General features: G+C 60.2%; 18 protein-coding genes and 1 pseudogene. 5 read left to right on the forward strand and 14 right to left on the reverse strand.

The features are described from left to right. Window positions 1–115: 115 nt before the first annotated feature. The 8 genes from ccoP (ACYZTX_RS11695) to ccoN (ACYZTX_RS11730) form a co-directional block, all read right to left on the reverse strand. On the reverse strand, window positions 116–1,099 hold the full coding sequence (gene ccoP / locus ACYZTX_RS11695) for a cytochrome-c oxidase, cbb3-type subunit III (RefSeq protein ID WP_462034174.1): 984 nt from the start codon (window positions 1,097–1,099) through the stop codon (window positions 116–118). Next, the gene (locus ACYZTX_RS11700; RefSeq protein ID WP_003175465.1) at window positions 1,096–1,281 is read right to left on the reverse strand and encodes a CcoQ/FixQ family Cbb3-type cytochrome c oxidase assembly chaperone; all 186 of its coding nucleotides are present in this window, start codon (window positions 1,279–1,281) and stop codon (window positions 1,096–1,098) included. The genes ccoP (ACYZTX_RS11695) and ACYZTX_RS11700 overlap by 4 nt, the downstream gene beginning before the upstream one ends. A 5-nt stretch (window positions 1,282–1,286) precedes the next feature. Beyond that, window positions 1,287–1,895: a cytochrome-c oxidase, cbb3-type subunit II gene (ccoO, locus tag ACYZTX_RS11705; protein ID WP_017337535.1), complete on the reverse strand. Its 609-nt coding sequence runs from the start codon at window positions 1,893–1,895 to the stop codon at window positions 1,287–1,289. Continuing rightward, window positions 1,895–3,337: a cytochrome-c oxidase, cbb3-type subunit I gene (ccoN, locus tag ACYZTX_RS11710; protein WP_462034175.1), complete on the reverse strand. Its 1,443-nt coding sequence runs from the start codon at window positions 3,335–3,337 to the stop codon at window positions 1,895–1,897. The genes ccoO (ACYZTX_RS11705) and ccoN (ACYZTX_RS11710) overlap by 1 nt, the downstream gene beginning before the upstream one ends. Before the next feature lie 481 nt (window positions 3,338–3,818). Then, window positions 3,819–4,772, reverse strand: coding sequence for a cytochrome-c oxidase, cbb3-type subunit III (gene ccoP / locus ACYZTX_RS11715; RefSeq protein ID WP_462034176.1), 954 nt, complete (start codon window positions 4,770–4,772; stop codon window positions 3,819–3,821). Next, window positions 4,769–4,969, reverse strand: a complete 201-nt coding sequence (locus tag ACYZTX_RS11720) for a cbb3-type cytochrome oxidase subunit 3 (RefSeq protein WP_462037025.1) — start codon at window positions 4,967–4,969, stop codon at window positions 4,769–4,771. Before ACYZTX_RS11720 ends, ccoP (ACYZTX_RS11715) begins: the two co-directional genes overlap by 4 nt. Before the next feature lie 21 nt (window positions 4,970–4,990). Next, window positions 4,991–5,599, reverse strand: a complete 609-nt coding sequence (ccoO, locus tag ACYZTX_RS11725; protein WP_462034177.1) for a cytochrome-c oxidase, cbb3-type subunit II — start codon at window positions 5,597–5,599, stop codon at window positions 4,991–4,993. A gap of 10 nt (window positions 5,600–5,609) precedes the next feature. Then, a complete protein-coding gene (gene ccoN, locus ACYZTX_RS11730) occupies window positions 5,610–7,034 on the reverse strand; it encodes a cytochrome-c oxidase, cbb3-type subunit I (protein ID WP_403138573.1) in 1,425 nt (474 codons plus the stop codon). Window positions 7,035–7,143: 109 nt separating this feature from the next. Between ccoN (ACYZTX_RS11730) and ACYZTX_RS11735 the strand changes: the two genes are divergently transcribed. Continuing rightward, window positions 7,144–7,818 carry an alpha/beta family hydrolase gene (locus tag ACYZTX_RS11735; RefSeq protein WP_462034178.1) on the forward strand — a complete coding sequence of 225 codons (675 nt, stop codon included), beginning with the start codon at window positions 7,144–7,146 and terminating at the stop codon, window positions 7,816–7,818. Window positions 7,819–7,905: 87 nt separating this feature from the next. Here the strand turns inward: ACYZTX_RS11735 and ACYZTX_RS11740 are convergent, their stop codons facing one another. The 3 genes and pseudogenes from ACYZTX_RS11740 to acnA all read right to left on the reverse strand — a co-directional run bounded on the left by ACYZTX_RS11740 (window position 7,906) and on the right by acnA (window position 13,054). After that, entirely contained in the window at window positions 7,906–9,471 is a 1,566-nt protein-coding gene (locus tag ACYZTX_RS11740; protein ID WP_462034179.1) for a methyl-accepting chemotaxis protein, read from the reverse strand. Window positions 9,472–9,574: 103 nt separating this feature from the next. Further along, window positions 9,575–10,154 (reverse strand): annotated as a pseudogene (locus ACYZTX_RS11745) (lysostaphin resistance A-like protein); the annotation flags it as partial. 158 nt (window positions 10,155–10,312) lie between these two features. Next, on the reverse strand, window positions 10,313–13,054 hold the full coding sequence (acnA, locus tag ACYZTX_RS11750; RefSeq protein WP_462034180.1) for an aconitate hydratase AcnA: 2,742 nt from the start codon (window positions 13,052–13,054) through the stop codon (window positions 10,313–10,315). A 221-nt stretch (window positions 13,055–13,275) separates the two neighbouring features. Here acnA and rlmM point away from each other — a divergent pair, with 221 nt between their 5' ends. Both rlmM and tusA read left to right on the forward strand, forming a co-directional pair. Continuing rightward, window positions 13,276–14,349: a 23S rRNA (cytidine(2498)-2'-O)-methyltransferase RlmM gene (gene rlmM / locus ACYZTX_RS11755; RefSeq protein WP_462034181.1), complete on the forward strand. Its 1,074-nt coding sequence runs from the start codon at window positions 13,276–13,278 to the stop codon at window positions 14,347–14,349. 176 nt (window positions 14,350–14,525) lie between these two features. Beyond that, window positions 14,526–14,777 carry a sulfurtransferase TusA gene (tusA, locus tag ACYZTX_RS11760; protein WP_095052036.1) on the forward strand — a complete coding sequence of 84 codons (252 nt, stop codon included), beginning with the start codon at window positions 14,526–14,528 and terminating at the stop codon, window positions 14,775–14,777. On the opposite strand, the gene ACYZTX_RS11765 is transcribed toward tusA, so the two are convergent. Beyond that, window positions 14,774–16,183: an MATE family efflux transporter gene (locus tag ACYZTX_RS11765; protein WP_462034182.1), complete on the reverse strand. Its 1,410-nt coding sequence runs from the start codon at window positions 16,181–16,183 to the stop codon at window positions 14,774–14,776. The genes tusA and ACYZTX_RS11765 overlap by 4 nt on opposite strands. 189 nt (window positions 16,184–16,372) lie before the next feature. On the opposite strand from ACYZTX_RS11765, the gene pdxB reads away from it, so the two are divergent. Continuing rightward, window positions 16,373–17,515, forward strand: a complete 1,143-nt coding sequence (pdxB, locus tag ACYZTX_RS11770) for a 4-phosphoerythronate dehydrogenase PdxB (RefSeq protein ID WP_462034183.1) — start codon at window positions 16,373–16,375, stop codon at window positions 17,513–17,515. Window positions 17,516–17,587: 72 nt separating this feature from the next. Here pdxB and ACYZTX_RS11775 read toward each other — a convergent pair whose 3' ends face one another. Then, window positions 17,588–17,767, reverse strand: coding sequence for a PA1571 family protein (locus ACYZTX_RS11775; protein ID WP_462034184.1), 180 nt, complete (start codon window positions 17,765–17,767; stop codon window positions 17,588–17,590). 260 nt (window positions 17,768–18,027) lie between these two features. On the opposite strand from ACYZTX_RS11775, the gene ACYZTX_RS11780 reads away from it, so the two are divergent. Further along, complete coding sequence (locus tag ACYZTX_RS11780) at window positions 18,028–19,815, forward strand: ABC transporter transmembrane domain-containing protein (protein WP_462034185.1); 1,788 nt, start codon at window positions 18,028–18,030, stop codon at window positions 19,813–19,815. A 141-nt stretch (window positions 19,816–19,956) separates the two neighbouring features. Here ACYZTX_RS11780 and ACYZTX_RS11785 read toward each other — a convergent pair whose 3' ends face one another. Beyond that, window positions 19,957–21,885, reverse strand: a complete 1,929-nt coding sequence (locus tag ACYZTX_RS11785; RefSeq protein ID WP_462034186.1) for a transglycosylase SLT domain-containing protein — start codon at window positions 21,883–21,885, stop codon at window positions 19,957–19,959. Window positions 21,886–21,991: the final 106 nt, after the last annotated feature.

Below are 21,991 nucleotides of genomic sequence, written 5' to 3' on the forward strand. Positions count from 1 at the left end.
GGAAACCGAGTCGCGCCCCGCGTCATCTGCATAGCCACCGCTTGTGTCGAGGGCGAATAAGAAGGCCCCGCCAATTCACATTGGCGGGGCCGTTTTTTTGCATCAAGCGTTTGCCTTACTGGGCGTCCGCCACCGGCGCTTTCTCACCATGAGACAGGCTGTAGACGTAAGCGGCCAGCAGGTGAACCTTGTCGTTGCCTTGCAGCTGTTCTTGCGCAGGCATCTGGCCCTGACGGCCGTAACGGATGGTCTGCTGCAGCTGAGCGAAGCTCGAACCGTAGATGAACGCTGCCGGATGGGTCAGGTCAGGTGCGCCCATCGCAGGCGTACCTTTACCTTCCGGACCGTGGCACACCGCGCAGTTGGCAGCGAACAGCTTCTGGCCGGCAACCGGGTCAGCCTTGGTGCCTTCCGGCAGCTTGCGGTCATCGAGGTTGGTCAGTACGAACGCGGCAACGTTAGCAACGCCTTGCTCGCCGATCACTTCAGCCCACGCCGGCATGACCGCGTGACGGCCACCCATGATGGTGGTCTTGATGGTTTCTGCCTCGCCACCCCAGCGCCAGTCGGCGTCGGTCAGGTTAGGGAAGCCATAAGCGCCCTTGGCATCGGAGCCGTGGCAGACCGAGCAGTTGGAGGCAAACAGGCGGCCACCCATCTTCAGGGCTTGCGGGTCCTTGGCCACTTCTTCGATGGGCATGGAAGCGAACTTGGCGAAGATCGGGCCGAACTTGGCGTCCGATTTGGCCATTTCCTTTTCCCACTCGTGAACGCCGGTCCAGCCGCTCTGGCCGTTGGCGAACGCGGTTTGCTTGTCGTTATCGAGGTAGTTGTAACCCGGCAGCAGGCCTTTCCAGTTACCCAGGCCCGGGTACAGAACCAGGTAGCCCAGGGCGAAGATGATGGTGCCCACGAACAGCATGAACCACCATTTCGGCAGTGGGTTGTCGTACTCCTCGATCCCGTCGAAGGAGTGGCCAACCGTTTCTTCGGTGGCTTCGCTGCGCTGGCCCTTGCGGGTGGACAGCAGCAGCCAGGTCAGGGCGAAGATCGTGCCGAGACTGAGGACTGTGACGTACAGACTCCAGAACGTAGTCATTCTTTGTTACTCCTAGAAGCTTGCTCGACGTGCTTGATGGCTTCGGGATCATCCGCGAAAGGCAGCAAGGTCGCGTCTTCAAACTCCGACTTGCGCTTGGGACTGAACACCCACAACGCCAGACCGATGAAGGCCACCATCACAACAACGGTGCCCAGGCCACGAATCATCCCGATATCCATCTAAATCACCGTTTGCTTTTGATGATGGTGCCCAGGCCTTGCAGATAGGCCACCAGCGCGTCCATTTCGGTTTTGCCCTTCACAGCATCCTGGGCACCGGCGATGTCTTCGTCGGTGTAAGGGACGCCGAGCGTGCGCAAGACTTCCATTTTCTTGGCGGTGTCTTTGCCGTCGAGCTTGTTTTCCACGAGGAACGGGTAGGCCGGCATTTTCGACTCAGGCACCACGTTGCGCGGGTTGTACAAATGCGCACGCTGCCAGTCATCGGAGTAACGACCGCCAACACGGGCCAGGTCCGGGCCGGTACGCTTGGAACCCCACAGGAACGGGTGGTCCCAGACGCTTTCACCGGCGACCGAGTAGTGGCCGTAACGTTCGGTTTCAGCACGGAACGGGCGGATCATCTGCGAGTGGCAGCCGACACAACCGTTGGCGATGTAGATATCGCGGCCTTCCAGTTCAAGGGCGGTGCGAGGCTTCATGCCTTCGACCGGCTTGTTGGTGACGTCCTGGAAAAACAGCGGAACGATCTGGGTCAGGCCGCCGATGCTGACGGCGATAACCATGAAGAAGGCCAGCAGGCCAATGTTCTTCTCGACTGCTTCATGCTTCATCAGTGAGCTCCAACTACAGCAATCTGAGCGGCGGCTTCGGCTTCAGCCGGGTTCGAGGCACGTACGGTCCGCCATACGTTGTAGGCCATGAACAGCATGCCGCTGGCAAAGAACGCACCGCCCAGGGCGCGAACGATGAAACCAGGATGGCTGGCTTGCAGCGCTTCGACGAACGAGTAGGTGAGGGTGCCGTCGTCGTTGATTGCACGCCACATCAGGCCCTGGGTGATGCCGTTGACCCACATCGAAGCGATGTACAGAACGGTACCGATGGTCGCGAGCCAGAAGTGCGCGTTGATCAGGCCGATGCTGTGCATCTGCGCGCGACCGAACAGTTTCGGGATCATGTGGTAGATCGCGCCGATCGAGATCATTGCTACCCAGCCAAGAGCGCCGGCGTGTACGTGGCCGATGGTCCAGTCGGTGTAGTGCGACAGCGAGTTCACAGTCTTGATGGCCATCATCGGGCCTTCGAAGGTCGACATGCCGTAGAACGCCAGCGAGACCACGAGGAAGCGCAGGATCGGGTCGGTGCGCAGCTTATGCCAGGCGCCCGACAGGGTCATCATGCCGTTGATCATGCCGCCCCAGCTCGGAGCCAGCAGGATGATCGACATCGCCATGCCCAGCGACTGAGCCCAGTCCGGCAGCGCGGTGTAGTGCAGGTGGTGCGGACCGGCCCAGATGTACAGGGTGATCAGCGCCCAGAAGTGCACGATCGACAGGCGATAGGAGTAGATCGGGCGCTCGGCCTGCTTCGGAACGAAGTAGTACATCATCCCCAGGAAGCCGGTGGTCAGGAAGAAACCCACCGCGTTGTGGCCGTACCACCACTGGATCATCGCGTCAGTCGCACCGGCGTAGGCCGAATAGGACTTGAACAGGCTGACCGGCAGGGAAGCGTGGTTGACGATGTGCAGCATCGCCGTCACAACGATGAAGGCACCGTAGAACCAGTTACCCACATAGATGTGCTTGGTGTTGCGCTTGGTGATGGTGCCGAAGAACACCACGGCGTAGGTGATCCAGACAATGGCCAGCAAAATGGCGATAGGCCATTCCAGTTCAGCGTATTCCTTGGACGTGGTGTAGCCCAGCGGCAAGGAAATGCCTGCGCCGACGATCACCGCTTGCCAACCCCAAAAGGTGAAGGCCGCGAGTCTGTCGGAAATCAGTCGCGTTTGGCAGGTTCGCTGCACGACGTAATAAGAAGTGGCAAACAGTGCACAACCACCGAAGGCGAAAATCACCAGGTTGGTGTGCAACGGGCGCAGGCGTCCAAAGCTCGTCCATTCCAGACCGAAGTTCAACTCCGGCCAGACCAGTTGCGAGGCGATGAAGACACCGAGCCCCATGCCAAGGATCCCCCAGACCACCGTCATGATGGCGAACTGGCGGACTACCTTATAGTTATAAGCAGTCGGACTGATTGCTGTGCTCATTCTAAGGTTCCACGGTTTGGGTGTTTTATTAGGAGTAAAAATCGGCCGCAAGTATGGAGAAAGCGGGGGGTCATTGCAACGCGCCATGACCTGGGTCAATGCTTTCAAAAGCTGATTCTGCGGCCTTTCCATGCGCCGCGTAAGGACAAAATTGCCCAAGGGCAAATGTCGCGGCAGACGAAAATGGTGAGGGGGTCAGGTCGGATGTAACGGGGTATGTTCAAACATAACGATCGGGTGACAGATGGCAATTGGCAGGACAGCCGGTATCTACCAGCCTTTGCGGCTTGTCATCGAGCAGATTCGTCAAACACATCGGGTTGGGTCGACCTGGAACCGGCTCACGCCAGTTCGCATCGGAGCAAGCTTAGCCCCAAATCTGGGGAATCGAAAGGAGGACTAACGGAGGGTGCGACAATGGGTCGCAAAGGGGCAGGGAACTGCCGCATCCGGAAGAATGCGGCAGCAGAGCGGTCGAGATTTATTCGTGTTTGCCTTCAGCCTGCAAACGCTCGGTGTTCAACCCCTGAGACAAGCTGTAAACGTAAGCGGCCAGCAGTTGCACCTTGTCGTTGCCGAGCAGTTCGTTCTGCGCCGGCATATGGCCCTGGCGGCCATGACGAATCGTTTGTTCAAGCTGCGTCAGGCTTGTTCCGTAGATGAAACCGGCCGGTTGCGTCAGATTCGGCGCACCCATGGCTTCAGTGCCCTGGCCGTTTGCCCCATGACAGGCTACGCACATCGTGCTGAACGCTTGCTGTCCGGCTTTCAGGTCGGCGCCGCTGCCTTCAGATAACGGCAGGCTGGCCAGGTCATGCCGCACATACGCGGCAACGTTCTTCACACCGGCATCACCGAGGATTTCACCCCAGGCCGGCATCGCGGCCATGCGACCGCCCATGATTGTGGCTTTGATGGTGTCGGCATTGCCGCCCCAGCGCCAGCTGTTGTCTGCCAGGTTCGGGAAGCCAAACGCGCCCTTGGCATCCGAGCCGTGGCAGACCGCGCAGTTGGAAGCAAACAGGCGACCGCCCATTGTCAGCGCTTGCGGATCCTTGGCCACTTCTTCCACGGGCATCGCCGCGAATTTGGCGAAGATCGGTCCGAACTTCGCATCTGACCTGGCCATTTCCTTTTCCCACTCGTGGACGCCGGTCCAACCGTTCTCGTAACCCGGCAGGACGCCTTTCCAGTTGCCCAGGCCGGGGTAAAGCACCAGATAGCCCACGGCAAACACCAGCGTGCCGGCGAACAGCATGAACCACCACTGCGGCAACGGGTTGTCGTACTCCTCGATGCCGTCGAAGCTGTGGCCCATGGTCTGGTCGACGCTGCCCTTGGTTTCGCCCTTGCGGGTGCCGATCAGCAGCCAGGTCAGGCCGATCAGGCTGCCGATGGTCAGTACGCAGATCCACGTACTCCAGAAGGTGGTCATGGCCGGGTACTCCTTGTTTCAGGTTCTTGGGTGGCGTCGTCGGATAGGGGTTCATCGGCGAACGGCAGCAAACGCGCTTCGGCGAATTCCGGATTGCGCTTGCCGTTGAACACCCACAGCGTCAGGCCGACGAAGGCCACAAACACCACGACCGTGCCCAGGCCGCGGATCATTCCACTGCTCATTTCGCTAATTATTTCAAAGGGCATGGCCATGGCTCACCTCTTGCTCTTGATGGATGTGCCAAGCACTTGCAGGTAAGCGACCAGTGCGTCCATTTCGGTCTTGCCGTTGAGCGAGGCGACTGAGCCTGCAATGTCGTCGTCGGTGTATGGCACACCGAGGGTGCGCATCGCCTTGATCTTGCTTTCGGTGTGGCTGCTGTCGAGTTGATTGGCCACCAGCCACGGATAGCCGGGCATTTTCGATTCCGGCACCACGTTGCGCGGGTTGTACAAATGCGCACGATGCCAGTCTTCGGAGTAGCGACCGCCGACCCGGGCCAGGTCCGGACCGGTGCGTTTCGAGCCCCACAAGAACGGGTGATCCCAGACGCTTTCACCGGCCACCGAGTAGTGGCCGTAGCGTTCGGTCTCTGCGCGAAACGGGCGGATCATCTGCGAATGGCAGCCGACGCAGCCTTCGCGGATGTAGATGTCACGACCTTCCAGTTGCAGCGCGGTGTAGGGCTTCATGCCTTCCACCGGCTTATTGGTCACGTCCTGGAAGAACAGCGGGACGATCTGGGTCAGGCCGCCAATGCTCACGGCCAGCACCATCAACAACATCAGCAGGCCGACGTTTTTCTCGATTGTTTCGTGTTTCATGGCGGCCTCCTCAGGCGATCTGCGCGGCAGCGGCGACTTCGGCAGGCTGCGAGGCCCGCACGGTGCGCCAGGTGTTGTAGGCCATCAGCAACATGCCGCTGAAGAAGATCGCACCGCCCACCAGCCGCACGACGAAGCCTGGGTGGCTGGCCACCAGGGTTTCGACGAAGGAGTAGGTCAGCGTGCCGTCTTCATTGACTGCGCGCCACATGAGGCCTTGGGCGATGCCGTTGACCCACATCGAAGCGATGTACAGCACGGTGCCGATGGTCGCGAGCCAGAAGTGCGCGTTGATCAGGCCGATGCTGTGCATCTGCGTGCGACCGAAGATTTTCGGGATCATGTGGTACAGCGCGCCGATGGAGATCATCGCTACCCAACCGAGGGCGCCAGCGTGAACGTGGCCGATGGTCCAGTCGGTGTAGTGGGAGAGGGCGTTGACCGTTTTGATGGCCATCATCGGCCCTTCGAAGGTCGACATGCCGTAGAACGCCAGCGAGACCACGAGGAAGCGCAGGATCGGGTCGCTGCGCAACTTATGCCAGGCGCCCGAGAGCGTCATCATGCCGTTGATCATCCCGCCCCAGCTTGGCGCCAGCAGGATCAGCGACATCACCATGCCCAACGACTGCGCCCAGTCCGGCAGCGCGGTGTAGTGCAAGTGGTGCGGGCCGGCCCAGATGTACAGGGTGATCAGCGCCCAGAAGTGCACGATGGACAGGCGATAGGAATACACCGGGCGCTCGGCCTGTTTCGGCACAAAGTAGTACATCATCCCGAGGAAACCGGCGGTGAGGAAAAAGCCGACGGCGTTGTGCCCGTACCACCACTGAACCATGGCATCGGTCGCACCCGCGTACACCGAGTAGGACTTGGTGAAACTCACCGGCAGCTCAAGGTTGTTGACGATGTGCAGAATCGCCACGGTGATGATGAACGCACCGAAGAACCAGTTGCCAACGTAGATGTGCTTGGTCTTGCGCTTCGCCAGCGTACCGAAGAACACCACGGCGTAGGCGACCCAGACGATGGTGATCAAAATGTCGATCGGCCATTCCAGCTCGGCGTACTCCTTGGAGCTGGTGTAACCCAGCGGCAAGCTGATGGCCGCCAGCAGGATCACCACTTGCCAGCCCCAGAAGCAGAACGCGGCGATTTTCGGCGCGAACAGTTGCGTTTGGCAGGTGCGCTGCACTGAATAGAACGAACTGGCGAACAAGGCACAGCCGCCGAAAGCGAAGATCACTGCGTTGGTGTGCAACGGGCGCAGGCGTCCGAAGCTGGTCCACGGCAGATTGAAGTTGAGTTCAGGCCAGACCAATTGAGCCGCGAGAAAAACCCCGAGCCCCATGCCGACGATGCCCCACACCACCGTCATAATGGCGAATTGGCGGACCACCTTGTAGTTGTAGGCGGTACTGATAGAAGTGTTCATGGTTCCCCATCCACGGTTCAGCCGAAGTGAAGGCCTGCCTTTGCGAGTAAGCCGCACGGCAGACGCTCCCTTCGCCTGGAGTTATAGGCAGACTAAAAGCGAGGCAAGCATGGACAAAGAGCACAAGGCCAGTATTGACGGGGATCAATGGGCGCGGTGTGTGGCGGAACATGGCTGGCTGTGGGAAGCCGCCTCGGCGCCGTCATCGACGACGCTGATTCTGGCTCACGGTGCCGGTGCACCGATGGACAGCGGCTGGATGAACGACATGACTGCGCGCCTTGCTGCATCTGGGGTCAACGTGCTGCGTTTCGAGTTTCCGTACATGGCGCAACGGCGCATTGATGGCGGCAAACGTCCTCCGAACCCGGCGCCGAAACTGCTCGAGTGCTGGCGTGAGGTGTATGCCGTGGTGCGACGCCATGTCGCTGGGCGTTTGGCCATTGGCGGCAAGTCCATGGGCGGGCGGATGGCCAGCCTTTTGGCGGATGAACTAAAGGCCGATGCGTTGGTGTGCCTCGGGTATCCGTTTTATGCGGTGGGGAAACCTGAGAAGCCTCGGGTCGAGCATTTGGCCGCGCTTCAGACGCCGACGTTGATCGTGCAAGGCGAGCGGGATGCGTTGGATAATCGTGAGGCCGTTGAGGCTTACTCGTTAGCGCCGAGTATCGAGGTGTTCTGGCTGATAGCGGGGGACCATGACTTGAAGCCATTGAAAGCTTCTGGGTTTACCCATGAACAGCATCTGGCGGCTGCGGCGCAGAAGGTTGCCGAATTTCTGTGAGACGCGAGATCAAAAGATCGCAGCCTTCGGCAGCTCCTACAGGGTTACCCGATCGATGTAGGAGCTGGCGCAGCCTGCGATCTTTTCTTAGCGGTTAAACCGCGCCACCAACGAATACTGCGTATTCGCCGTCTTCGTCAGCTCTTCACTCAACAACGCCGAGTGTTGAGCCTGTTCCGAAGTCTTGTCAGCCAGTTGCGAGATGTTACTGATGTTGCGGCTGATCTCTTCGGCGACAGCGCTTTGCTCTTCGGTAGCCGCGGCGATCTGGGTGGTCATGTCGGTGATGTTGGCCACCGCTTCGCTGATCCCCACCAGTGCCTGGTCCGCTTCCAGTACCCGCGCCACACCTTCTTCGGCCTGGCGATGCCCGGCTTCCATGGTTTGCACTGCAGTGCTGGCGGTTTGCTGCAGCTTGGCGATCAGCGCGTGGATCTGTCCGGTGGATTCGCTGGTGCGTTGCGCCAGTTGACGGACTTCGTCGGCGACCACTGCAAACCCACGCCCCATCTCACCGGCACGGGCCGCTTCAATAGCAGCGTTCAACGCCAGCAGGTTGGTCTGGTCGGCGATGCCTTTGATCACATCGACCACACCACCGATTTCGTCGCTGTCCTTGGCCAGTTGGGTCACGGTCAGACCGGTTTCACCGACCACCACCGACAGACGCTGAATGGCTTCGCGGGTTTCCCCGGCGATGTCGCGGCCGCGGCCGGTCAGGCGATTGGCTTCCTGAGTAGCATCGGCAGTGCGCTGCACGTGGCTGGCGACTTCTTGAGTGGTGGCCGCCATCTGGTTGACGGCGGTAGCCACTTGCTCGGTTTCGACGCGCTGACGTTCCAGGCCGGTGGAGCTGTTGTGCGCCAGGGTGTCGGACTGTTTCGCTTGCTCGGTCAGGTGCTCGGCGGTGTCCTGCAGACGGGTCAGGCAGGTTTTCAGGCGGGCTTCCTGGCTGAGGATCGACATCTCAAGACGTGCTTGAGCGCCACGGCTGTCGGTGTACATCTGCGCGATCAGCGGGTCGGAGGTCGTCTGCCCGGCCAGTTGCAGCAGACGCTTGAGGCCGCGCTGTTGCCAGCTCAAACCCAGCAAACCCAATGGCACAGAGAGACCGGCGGCCAACGCAAAACCCCAATGGGAGTTAAGCGACGCACCGATCATGAAGCTCAGCTGGCTGACCAGAATGAACGGCAGCCAGTCCTGCAGCACCGGCAGCCATTTGTCTGTTGAAGGAATCGCCGACTTGCCCTGGTTGATGCGTTGGTAGAGCGCTTCGGCACGCTGGATCTGTTCGGCGGTGGGTTTGATCCGCACCGACTCGTAACCGATCACCTGGTTGCCGTCGAAAACCGGTGTGACGTAGGCGTTAACCCAGTAGTGATCACCGGTTTTGCAGCGATTCTTGACGATGCCCATCCATGGCAAGCCTTGTTTCAGTGTGCCCCACATGTGTGCGAACACCGCGGCCGGGACGTCAGGATGACGGACCAGGTTATGCGGCGCACGGATCAGCTCTTCACGAGAAAACCCGCTGATCTCGACGAAAGCATCGTTGCAGTAGGTGATCGCGCCTTTGGCATCGGTGGTGGAAATCAACCGTTGCTGAGCCGGGAAAGTCCGTTCGCGCTGTGTGGTGGGTTGGTTGTTACGCATGGCTTTTTCAATCCGCAAGGCTTTCAGTGGTTGTCGGCGCTGTCAGGAATTAGTTGAAATTATTTTTCAGTAATCAGCAGCACGTCGCAAAACGGCCATTGCGTCAGCCGGAGAGCATCGGATAGGTGAACAGGCCGAAGTGCAGCAGGTTCAAACCGAAATGGGTGGCGATGGCTGCACCCAATCCGCCGAAACGGTAGGCCAGACCATAGCCGACCCCCGCCAGACTCGCCAGCAACACCCACTGCCAGCCCGCGCCCACATGCGCCAGACCGAACAGCAGCGAGGCGAGGCGCAAGGCCAGGTTTTCGCCGTAGGGCAGGTGTTTCAAGCGCTGGCTCAGGCCGCCCCTGGATGTAGCCGCGAAACAGCGCTTCCTCGACCAGCGTCACCAGCAGCAGATTGTTCAGCAGCCACAACCAGGATTGATCCGGCCACTTCAGTACCCAACTGATCACGCCCAACAGCAACGCGCCACCCAAGGCAGCACGGCGCTCAGCATCAACGCGAACACAGTCGCATAAATGGAAAGGCGCAGCGAACGCCGGCCGACAATCCATGGGCAAACCAGCAAAAAGCCAGAACCCGATCAGGGGTTTGTCCTGATTCAGGTACATGGAAAACGGCGCGGCATCGTTAGTGAATCGCTGAGGGTCGATGCCACGACCGTTGTAGAAACCGGGAGATCCCGGCCCACCAGCCGAGTCGGCCGTAGATCTCCATGGCAGGGCAAGCATCGAAAATCCTTTCAGATTGAAGAGCTGTTGTGGCGAGGGAGGCGATTATAAGCAGCGCACAAACAAAAACACCGCCCGAAGGCGGTGTCTGTGTCAGCAAGCTGTTACGACGCAATCAACTGCCGCAACACGTAATGCAAAATCCCCCCTGATTTGAAGTACTCCACCTCGTTAAGGGTATCGATCCGGCACAGCACCTCGATTTTCTCGCGGCTGCCGTCTTCACGGGTGATCACCAGCGTCAGGTTCATCCGCGGTGTCAGCTCGACGCCTGTCAAACCCAGAATATCCAGCGTTTCCTTGCCGGTCAGGTTCAGGCTCTTGCGGTTTTGATCCAGCTTGAACTGCAACGGCAACACGCCCATGCCCACCAGGTTGGAACGGTGAATCCGCTCGAAGCTTTCAGCGATCACCGCTTTCACCCCCAGCAGATTGGTGCCCTTGGCCGCCCAGTCGCGACTCGAACCGGTGCCGTATTCTTGCCCGGCAATCACCACCAGCGGCGTGCCCGAGGCTTGATAACGCATGGCCGCGTCGTAGATCGGTATTTTCTCCCCGGTGGGAATGTAGATCGTATTGCCGCCTTCTTCGCCGCCGAGCATCTCGTTACGGATGCGGATGTTGGCAAAGGTGCCGCGCATCATCACTTCATGATTGCCACGACGGGAACCGTAGGAGTTGAAGTCCCGCGGTTCCACGCCTTTCTCGCGCAGGTAATGGCCCGCCGGGCTGTCAGCCTTGATGTTACCAGCGGGGGAAATGTGGTCGGTGGTCACCGAGTCGCCGAGCAACGCGAGAACCTTGGCACCTGCGACGTCTTTGACCACCGGCGGCGGGCCGCCGATGTCATCGAAAAATGGCGGGTGCTGGATGTAAGTCGAATCGTCCTGCCAGACATAGGTCGCCGCTTGCGGCACTTCAATCGCCTGCCATTGCTCATCGCCGGCAAACACTTCGGCGTATTCCTTGTGAAACATCGCGGTGTTGACCTTGTTCACCGCGTCGGCGATCTCTTCGGTGCTCGGCCAGATGTCCCGCAGATAAACCAGGTTGCCATCCTTGTCGGTACCCAAAGGCTCACTGCTGATGTCAGTTCGCACCGTGCCGGCCAGCGCGTAAGCAACGACCAACGGCGGGGAGGCCAGCCAGTTGGTTTTCACCAACGGGTGCACGCGACCTTCGAAGTTGCGGTTGCCCGACAGCACCGAGGCGACGGTCAGGTCGGCGGCCTGAATGGCTTTTTCGATGGGCTCCGGCAAGGGCCCGGAGTTGCCGATACACGTGGTGCAGCCGTAGCCGACCAGTGCAAAACCCAGTTCATCAAGGTACTGGGTCAGGCCGGCAGCCTTGTAGTAGTCGGTGACCACTTTCGAGCCAGGGGCCAACGAACTCTTGACCCACGGTTTGCGCTTGAGGCCTTTCTCCACGGCCTTCTTCGCCACCAGGCCGGCGGCCATCATCACGCTCGGGTTGGAGGTGTTGGTGCAGGAGGTGATCGCGGCGATCACCACCGCGCCGTTTTTCAATCGGTAGGTCTCACCGTCGTATTCGTAGTCTGCTTCACCGGCCAGATCGGCATTGCCCACTGCGACGCCACCGCCGCCTTCACTTTCGAGACGACCGACTTCCTTGCTGGTGGGTTTGAATTGCAGTTCGATGAAGTCACTGAACGCTTGCGCGACATTCGGCAGCGATACCCGGTCCTGGGGGCGTTTCGGCCCGGCAAGGCTGGCCTCAACGCTGCCCATGTCCAGCGCCAGGCTGTCGGTGAACACCGGTTCCTGGCCCGGCAGGCGCCACAGGCCCTGGGCTTTGCTGTAGGCCTCGACCAGTTTCACGGTTTCGCTGGGGCGACCGGATAGACGCAGATAGTCCAGGGTGATGTCGTCCACCGGGAAGAAGCCGCAGGTGGCGCCGTATTCCGGGGCCATGTTGGCGATGGTCGCACGGTCGGCCAGCGGCAGGTCGGCGAGGCCGTCGCCGTAGAATTCGACGAATTTGCCGACCACGCCTTTCTTGCGCAGCATCTGGGTGACGGTCAGCACCAGGTCAGTGGCGGTGATGCCTTCCTTGAGCTTGCCGGTGAGTTTGAAGCCGATCACTTCCGGGATCAGCATCGACACTGGTTGGCCGAGCATCGCCGCTTCCGCCTCAATCCCGCCGACGCCCCAGCCGAGCACGCCGAGGCCGTTGATCATGGTGGTGTGGGAGTCGGTGCCGACCAGAGTGTCCGGAAAGGCATACGTGCGGCCGTCCTCGTCCTTGGTCCAGACCGTGCGCCCCAGGTATTCCAGGTTCACCTGGTGGCAGATGCCAGTGCCCGGCGGTACCACGCTGAAGTTGTCGAAGGCGCTCTGGCCCCAGCGCAAGAACGCGTAACGCTCGCCGTTGCGCTGCATTTCGATGTCGACGTTCTGTTCGAAGGCGCTGGAACTGCCGAACTTGTCGACCATTACCGAGTGGTCGATCACCAAGTCCACGGGTGAGAGCGGATTGATACGCTGCGGGTCGCCGCCGGCCTTGGCCATCGCGGCGCGCATGGCGGCCAGATCGACTACGGCAGGCACGCCGGTAAAGTCCTGCATTAATACCCGTGCGGGACGGTACTGAATTTCGCGGTCGGAGCGACGTTCCTTGAGCCAGGCGGCAATCGCCCGAAGGTCGGCGCCGGTGACGGTTTTTTCATCATCCCAGCGCAGCAGGTTTTCCAGTAGCACTTTCAACGACATGGGCAGCTTGTCGAGATCGCCCAGGCTTTTGGCAGCCTCCGGCAAGCTGAAGTAGTGATAGGTCTTGTCGTCGATTTGTAAGGTTTTAAGGGTTTTCAGGCTATCAAGGGACGGCATTGAAATGACTCCTTTGGGCCGCACGGCTACGGACTGAGGGAACGAACTGAGGTTTAAACCTAGTCCTGTTTGGTGCTTAAGGCTAGTAACTGGACTCTATGGACAAGTCCAAGGTTGCGAACTCGGCTATCATGCGCCGGTTTTCGTGACAGGCTTTGCTTCGACGCAAGTCTGGGCATCGCGCAGTGGTTGAATTTCTCGCCATCTGCCCAGGAGTAAGAATGAACACCCTCTTTATGCATTGCCGGCCGGGCTTCGAAAGCGAAGTCTGTTCCGAGATTGCCGAACACGCCGCGCGGCTGAACGTGGCCGGTTATGCCAAGGCCAAGACTGCAAGCGCCTGCGCTGAATTCATCTGCACCGAAGAAGACGGCGCCCAGCGCCTGATGCGTGGCCAGCGTTTCGCCGATCTGATCTTCCCGCGCCAATGGGCTCGCGGGATCTTCATTGATCTGCCGGAAACCGACCGCATCAGCGTGATCCTCGCCCACATGGCGGACTTCCCGCTGTGCGGCAGCCTGTGGCTGGAAATGGTCGACACCAACGATGGCAAGGAACTGTCGAACTTCTGCAAGAAGTTCGAAGGCCACTTGCGCAAGGCGCTGATGGCGGCTGGCAAACTGGTTGAAGATGCCCATAAACCGCGCCTGCTGCTGACGTTCAAAAGTGGCCGCGAAGTGTTCATGGGGTTGGCCGAGTCGAATAACTCGGCGATGTGGCCAATGGGCATTCCGCGCCTGAAGTTTCCGCGCGACGCGCCAAGCCGTTCGACCCTGAAGCTGGAAGAGGCCTGGCACCACTTCATCCCGCGCGATCAGTGGGATGAGCGTCTGCACAGTGATATGACGGGCGTCGACCTTGGCGCCGCGCCCGGCGGCTGGACCTGGCAACTGGTCAACCGCGGCATGCTGGTGACGGCGATCGACAATGGTCCGATGGCTGAAAGCCTGATGGACACCGGTCTGGTGCAACACTTGATGGCCGACGGTTTTACCTTCAAGCCCAAGCAACCGGTGGACTGGATGGTCTGCGACATCGTCGAGAAACCGGCGCGCAACGCCGCGATGCTGGAAGAATGGATTGGCGAGGGGCATTGCCGTGAAGCGGTGGTCAACCTCAAGCTGCCGATGAAGCAGCGTTACGCCGAAGTGAAGCGTTTGCTGGAGCGCATTGCCGACGGGTTCAAGGAGCGCGGCATTCGGGTCGAGATCGGCTGCAAACAGCTGTACCACGACCGTGAAGAAGTGACGTGCCACTTGCGCCGACTCGATGTGAAGAAACCCAAGTCCCGCTGATTCACACGGACCCCTGTGGGAGCGGGCTTGCTCGCGAAAGGGCCGTGTCAGTCAACATTGATGTCACTGACACGGCCCTTTCGCGAGCAAGCCCGCTCCCACAGGTACGATGTACGCCACAGATGACGTTTATCCCGGCAATGCGCGACAATGCCGGCAAGTTTCAGGAGTGAATCATGAGTGAAATGATTGATACGCCGGTAGACGGCACCCTCGACGCCACCGGCCTCAACTGCCCGGAGCCGGTGATGATGCTGCACCAGCACATCCGTGACCTGGCGCCCGGCGGTCTGCTGAAGGTGATTGCCACCGACCCGTCGACCCGTCGCGACATTCCCAAGTTTTGCGTGTTTCTCGACCACGAGCTGGTCGCGCAGCACGAAGAGGCAGGCACCTACCTCTACTGGATCCGCAAGAAGCTCGCTTAACCTGCCGAATGGCTGATATGAATCCGCTTGCGTGCGCTGCGCGTCAGGCGGATCGACAGCATCAGCGCCGCGCAACTCAAGCCGACGATCAAACCCTGCCACAGCCCGCTCGGGCCGCTCGGCGCGCCAAACCAGTCGGTCAGGCCTAGCGCGTAACCCACCGGCAAACCAATCCCCCAGTAAGCGAACAGCGTCAGGATCATCGTCACTCGAGTGTCCTGATAGCCGCGCAGCGCGCCGGCGGCAGTGACCTGGATCGCATCGGAAAACTGGAACAGCGCCGAATACACAATCAGCATCGACGCGACCTGAATCACCGTCGGATCAGCCGTGTAGATCGTTGCGATGTGGTCACGCAGCAACAGCATCATGCTCGCAGAAATGCACGCGTAAGCCAGCGCCGTGCCCATGCCGACACCGGCGGCGAAGCGTGCTTCACGCGGTTCCTGACGGCCGAGCGCCTGGCCGACCCGCACGGTCACAGCCATGCCCAGGGAGTAGGGGATCATGAACACCAGCGAGCTGAAGTTCAGCGCGATCTGATGCCCGGCCACCACTGTCGCGCCGAGGCTGCCGATCAGCAAGGCGATCACGGCGAAGATGCTCGATTCGGCGAACACCGCGATGCCGATCGGCAGGCCGATGCCCAGCAGGCGTTTGATCACTGGCCATTGCGGCCAGTCGAAACGGCTGAACAACTGACTCGACTGATACGCCGGCGCCCAGCGCTCCCAGCCGGCCATGCCCAGCGCCATCACCCACATCACGATCGCCGTGGCCCAACCGCAGCCGACACCGCCCATGGCCGGCACACCGAAGTGGCCATAGATGAAAACGTAATTCAGTGGAATGTTCAGCGCCAGCCCGCACAGGCCGAGGACCATGGCCGGACGGGTGCGCCCCAGGCCGTCACTGAAGCAGCGCAGCACATGGTAGAACGCGACGGCGGGCAAACCGCTGGCGATGCCGTACAGGTATTGCATGCACGGGCCGATCAGTTCGGGATCGACCTTCATGATGTGCAAAATCGGTTCGGCGCTGAACAGCATCGTGGTTGCCATCAAGCCCACCACCAAGGCCAGCCACAGCGCCTGGCGCACGATCGGGCCGATCTCGCTGTGGTTGCCGGCGCCGAAACGCTGGGCGACTTTCGGCGTGGTGGCCAACAGCGTGCCGGTCATCAACAGAAACACCGGCACCCAGATCGAGTTGCCCAGCGCCACGGCCGCCAGATCACGCGGGCCGACCCGGCCCGCCATCACCGCATCGACGAAGCCCATGGCGGTGGTCGCCAGTTGCGCGATCATGATCGGCAGGGCCAGGCCGAGCAGGTTTTTCAGCTCCAGGCGAACCCGGGCCGGGCGGGTGAGAGCAATAGCGGTAGGGCGGTCAGTCACGGAATTCAAGGGCGAAACGTCCAAAGATATTGATGCGCGAGGCGGCGCATTCTACGCCCTGACGCAGTGGTCAGGAAAAGAGCTGTGTTGCGGATTTGTAATCTCTCAACATAGTGCACATCCGCTGTACGCCGGGATGCGTGCTAGGCGAGATGTGCCGTCTCCGCCTACACTGCCGATCCGCCAAAGGAGCCTGCCATGCTGATTGTTGCCGACGAAAATATCCCGCTGCTCGATGCCTTCTTTGAAGGTTTCGGTGAAATCCGCCGGGTACCGGGACGTTCCATTGACCGCGCCACCGTCGAACAGGCCGATGTGCTGCTGGTGCGCTCGGTGACTAACGTCAACCGCGCGTTGCTCGAAGGCAGCAAGGTACGCTTTGTCGGCACCTGCACCATCGGCACTGATCACCTGGACCTGGATTACTTTCAGCGGGCCGGCATCACCTGGTCCAGCGCACCTGGCTGCAATGCCCGGGGGGTGGTCGACTACGTGCTCGGCAGTCTGCTGACCCTGGCCGAAATTGAAGGCGCTGACCTGACGCAGCGCACCTACGGCGTCGTCGGTGCCGGTGAAGTGGGCGGCCGTTTGGTCAAGGTTCTGCAAGGTCTGGGCTGGAAGGTGCTGGTCTGCGATCCGCCAAGGCAAGCCGCTGAAGGGGGCGATTACGTCAGCCTCGAACAGATCATCGAGCAGTGCGATGTCATCAGTCTGCACACGCCGTTGAAGAAACACGGCGCCCAGGCAACCTGGCATCTGTTCGATAAGAACCGCTTGAGCCAGCTCAAATCCGGTACCTGGCTGATCAACGCCAGTCGCGGCCCAGTGGTGGACAACGCCGCCCTGCGCCAGGTGCTGCTGCAACGCGAAGACCTGCAAGCAGTGCTGGATGTTTGGGAGGGCGAGCCTGAGGTCGATGTAGCGTTGGCCGATCTCTGCGTGCTGGCGACCCCGCACATTGCCGGTTACAGCCTCGACGGCAAACAGCGTGGGACCGCGCAGATCTATGAGGCGTATTGCACATTTATGGGGCAACCGGCCCAGGTCGCCTTGAGCGATTTGCTGCCGGCGCCGTGGTTGTCGCAAGTGACCTTGAACGCTGACAGCGATCCGGCCTGGGCGCTGGCCATGTTGTGCCGTGGCGTGTACGACCCGCGCCGTGATGATGCGGATTTCCGTCGCAGCCTTGTAGGCAATGTGAACGAGCAGCGTGCGGCGTTCGACTCACTGCGCAAACATTATCCGCAGCGGCGGGAGATTGATGGGTTGAAGGTGCGGATTGAGGGGGATTCGCCGGCTTTGCTGAAGATAGTGGCGGCCCTCGGTGCGCAAACGATCTGATAATTGCACCCTCGAAAAACAGGCATAAAAAACCCGGCCATCATGGGCCGGGTCAAGAATACGGTGGCTATATCACTTTTCTTCGGCAGGCTTGACCAATCGCTGTTCCAGTTCACGGCAAGCGTCCTGGATCATACCTTCAGTGATCGGTACTTCGTGCCCATCCTTATCGATAATTGAGCAACCCAGAGACTGGTCTGGCTGTGTGCGGATCACTTCAATCTTGTCATCGCTGCTGTTTTGCAAGGACATTGCCTGTCTCCTCATCAGGTTGTGTGCTTACTGTAGAACCGCCAGGTGACCGGGCTGTGACAACTCCCTGCGATCTTTCCAGGGCGGCAATACCAGTCCACCAGAAATAGCGCGGTGTTGCCACCCGGACTTTAGACCAATAGCGTCTAGGGCCTAGTCTTTGCGGTCATAATTAACCTGACTCATTATGATTTACAGCGTTCAATCCCATCGACCGGTGTAGGCTTGATCGAGTCAAACCCTACTGGTTGCGCCATCGAATGATCTCCATCCTCTCATCCCGTCAACGGCGCGCCATGCGTCTGGCTTTGCGTTTCGTCGCGCCTTACCGCTGGCCGGCCATCGGTGCCTTGCTCGCATTGATCGTCACGGCGGGCATCACCTTGTCCATGGGGCAGGGGATTCGCCTGTTGGTGGATCAGGGTTTCATGACCCAGTCACCGCATTTGCTCAACCAGTCCATCGGCCTGTTTATGGTGCTGGTGGTCGGGCTGGCGATTGGCACCTTTGCGCGTTTCTATCTGGTCTCATGGATCGGCGAGCGCGTTGTCGCGGATATCCGCCGTCAGGTGTTCAACCATCTGATCTACCTGCACCCAGGATTTTACGAAGACAATCGCAGCTCCGAAATTCAGTCGCGCCTGACTGCAGATACCACGTTGCTGCAATCGGTGATTGGCTCTTCGCTGTCGCTGTTTCTGCGCAATCTGTTGATGGTGATCGGCGGGATCGTCCTGCTGTTTATCACCAACCCCAAGCTCACCAGCATCGTGGTGGTCGCCTTGCCGTTGGTGATCGCGCCGATCCTGATCTTCGGCCGTCGGGTGCGTAGTTTGTCGCGCCTGAGTCAGGACCGGATTGCCGATATTGGCAGCTATGTCTCCGAAACCCTGGGCCAGATCAAAACCGTGCAGGCCTACAACCATCAGGTCCAGGACGAGCAGCGCTTTGCCGTAACGGTGGAGGAGGCCTTCAGCACCGCTCGCAAGCGGATCTTTCAGCGGGCCTGGCTGATTACCCTGGTGATCGTGCTGGTGCTTGGCGCGGTCGGGGTGATGCTCTGGGTCGGCGGAATGGATGTCATCGCCGGGCGGATTTCCGCGGGTGAGCTGGCGGCCTTTGTGTTTTACAGCCTGATCGTCGGCAGCGCCTTCGGCACGTTGAGCGAAGTGATCGGCGAACTGCAGCGTGCCGCCGGCGCCGCCGAGCGGATCGCCGAGTTGCTGCGCTCGGAGAACATGATCCAGCCACCGATCACTGGCCTGGTGACCTTGCCTGAACGGGTCAAGGGTGACCTGGTGCTGCAAGACGTGCGCTTTTCCTACCCCTCGCGTCCCGAAAGCTATGCCGTTGATGGTTTGAATCTGACCATCAATGCCGGCGAAACCCTCGCGTTGGTCGGGCCGTCCGGTGCCGGCAAGTCGACAGTGTATGACTTGCTGCTGCGCTTTTACGACCCGGTCGAAGGACGCATCCTGCTCGACGGCGTGCCACTGACTCAACTCGATCCATTGGACCTGCGCCGCTGCTTCGCCCTGGTCTCGCAAACACCGGCTCTATTCTTTGGCAGCATCGAAGAGAACATCCGCTACGGCAATCCGACGGCAACCCTGGCCCAGGTTCAGGAAGCGGCGAAAATCGCATACGCCCACGACTTCATCGAACAAATGCCCAACGGCTACCAGACCCATCTTGGCGACGGTGGCCTCGGTTTGTCCGGCGGCCAACGCCAACGCCTGGCCATCGCCCGGGCGCTGCTGGTGGACGCGCCAATCCTGCTGCTGGACGAAGCCACCAGCGCTCTCGACGCACAGAGCGAACACCTGATCCAGCAAGCCTTGCCGAGCCTGATGAAAAACCGCACCACGCTGGTCATCGCCCACCGGCTGGCTACGGTGAAAAACGCTGACCGGATCGCGGTGATGGATCAGGGGAAACTGGTGGCGGTGGGCACGCATCAGGAATTGATTGCGAGCAATGCGCTGTATGCGCGGTTGGCGGCGTTGCAGTTTAATGATGGCAAGGCTGAAATCGGTCTTCACCTGTAGGAGCTGTCGAGTGAAACGAGGCTGCGATCTTTTGATCTTGATCTTCAACTGTGCCGAAAAAGATCAAAAGATCGCAGCCTCGTTTCACTCGACAGCTCCTACACAGCTCCTACACAGCTCCTACATAACCGGCATTACCGGTTATTGATCGTCAAAGTAGCGCTCATGCCAATCCACCAGCGGCTGCGGTGAGTTGAGCTTCTGGCCGTAGATCACCGAGTACGACAACACGTTTTGCACGTACTGACGGGTTTCGTCGAACGGGATGCTTTCCACCCACACGTCGAAGCTGAGGTGGTCCGCACCGCGCAGCCACTGACGTACGCGGCCCGGGCCGGCGTTGTAGGCGGCGGAAGCGAGGACGCGGTTGCCGTTGAACTGGCTGTGGACCTGGCTCAGGTACGCGGCGCCGAGCTGGATGTTCTTGTCTGGATCGAACACTTGCTGCGGCGAAGCCAGCGGGATGCTGAACTTGCGCGCGGTCTCCTTGGCGGTGCCGGGCATCAGTTGCATCAGGCCGCTGGCGCCGACGCCGGAACGGGCGTCGACCATGAAAGCACTTTCCTGACGGGTGATGGCGAACACCCAGCTCGAATGCAGGCCACGAACCTTGGCTTCGCGCACCAGGGTTTCGCGGTGGGCCATCGGGAAACGGATGTCCAGGTCGTCCCAGTACTTCGCCTGACTGATGGTTCGGATTGCCGGGAAATACCATTTCAGGTCGTAAGCCAGTTTCGCCTGGGCAACCATTTCGTCGCGGCTGAAGTGGCGGCTGACGTGGTACCACTCGCGGCGACCGTCGACGATCTGTCCGCGAGCGTGAAACTCAAGCGCCCGACGCACGCCTGGGGTATTGCGGACCTTGTTGATCAGCGCCTGGCTGAGCACCAGCGGTTTGTTGTTCAGCGAGTAGGGCAGCTGCGAGCGATCCGCCGCGAGGAAGCCATAGAAATCACGCTCGCGGGCGAGGCCCTTATAAAGCGTCTGCGCTTCCGGGTTCTGCGGCTGCGCCAGTTCCAGGCTGCGGGCCTGCCAATAACGCCAGCGGTTGGTGGTCGCCAGGTCCGGCGGCAGGCGGCGAGTCAACTGATAGGCATCGTCCCAGCGGGCCAGGCGCAGCAGCAGACGCAAGCGCCATTCGGACACCGTGTTGTCACGCAGTTCCGGGTCGTATTTAGTCATCATGTCCAGCGCGCGGCTGTCGAACCGTTTAGCCAGGGACAGGCCGATTTCCCGGGCGATCGCCACTTTTTCGTCACGGGAGAAGTGCATGCTGCTGGCATAACTATCGAGCATCTGCATCGCCCGGTCAGGATCCTGCCGCGCCAGACGGCGCAGGCCAAGGCTGACCACGTCGGACATCGGCTCGTCGGCCGGAATGAACCGTGAAGGAGCGTTGAGCAGTTCGGGTTTCTGCGCCACCTCCACCAGCAAACGACCGCGAGGGGCGAGGGTGGTCAGTCCGTTGACCAAGCTGTTGGCCAACGGATAGTTGCGTGCCTGGGCGGCAAGCTTGGCGCGCTCCCAGCGTTTCTGCTCGGTCAGTTGACCTTCGGCGGCCCAAATACCAAACAGCGCATCGCACGCGGCGGGTTGGGATTTGCCGGTCAGCCAGAGTTTATTGGCGTTGGCGTAACCCTCGGTTTTCTGGTTATGCCCGATCTGATACTGCGCGTTCAGGCAGTCCAGTTCGGTGAAATTGAGCTTGGGATCGTAGTACTTGACGAAGGTCGCCCAGTCGCCGCGTTCGGCCAGCCAACGCAACCAGCGCAACTTCATCCAGTTGGCCTGGGGCAGGTCACCGTGCTCAGCGAGGAATTTCTCGATTTCGGCATTGCTCGCGGTTTTAAGGCGGGCGGTCAGTTCGTCATACGCCAGGTATGGCTCCAGCGGGTAATCGCTGAGGGCCTGGCTGTAACGGAAATAAGGACCGGTATCCCCCTTGGCGAGGGCACGCTTGGCTTCATCGTAATACTGGCGCTGAGTAGACAGGTCCACCGCCTGGGCGGTTTGAACGGCAGTGGCAGAAAGAAGAAAACAGGATAAAAGACTGAAAAGGCGACTGCGCATGAGACGTCCGGGCAGAGAAATCATGACAAGCGCGGGCAATGCCCGCGCTGAATTATCTGTAGCTTAGCCTTTTGCCAGCAGCGGGTGAAAGCTTTGCCGGCCTGTC

It is taken from the genome of Pseudomonas sp. MDT1-17 (assembly GCF_054898105.1).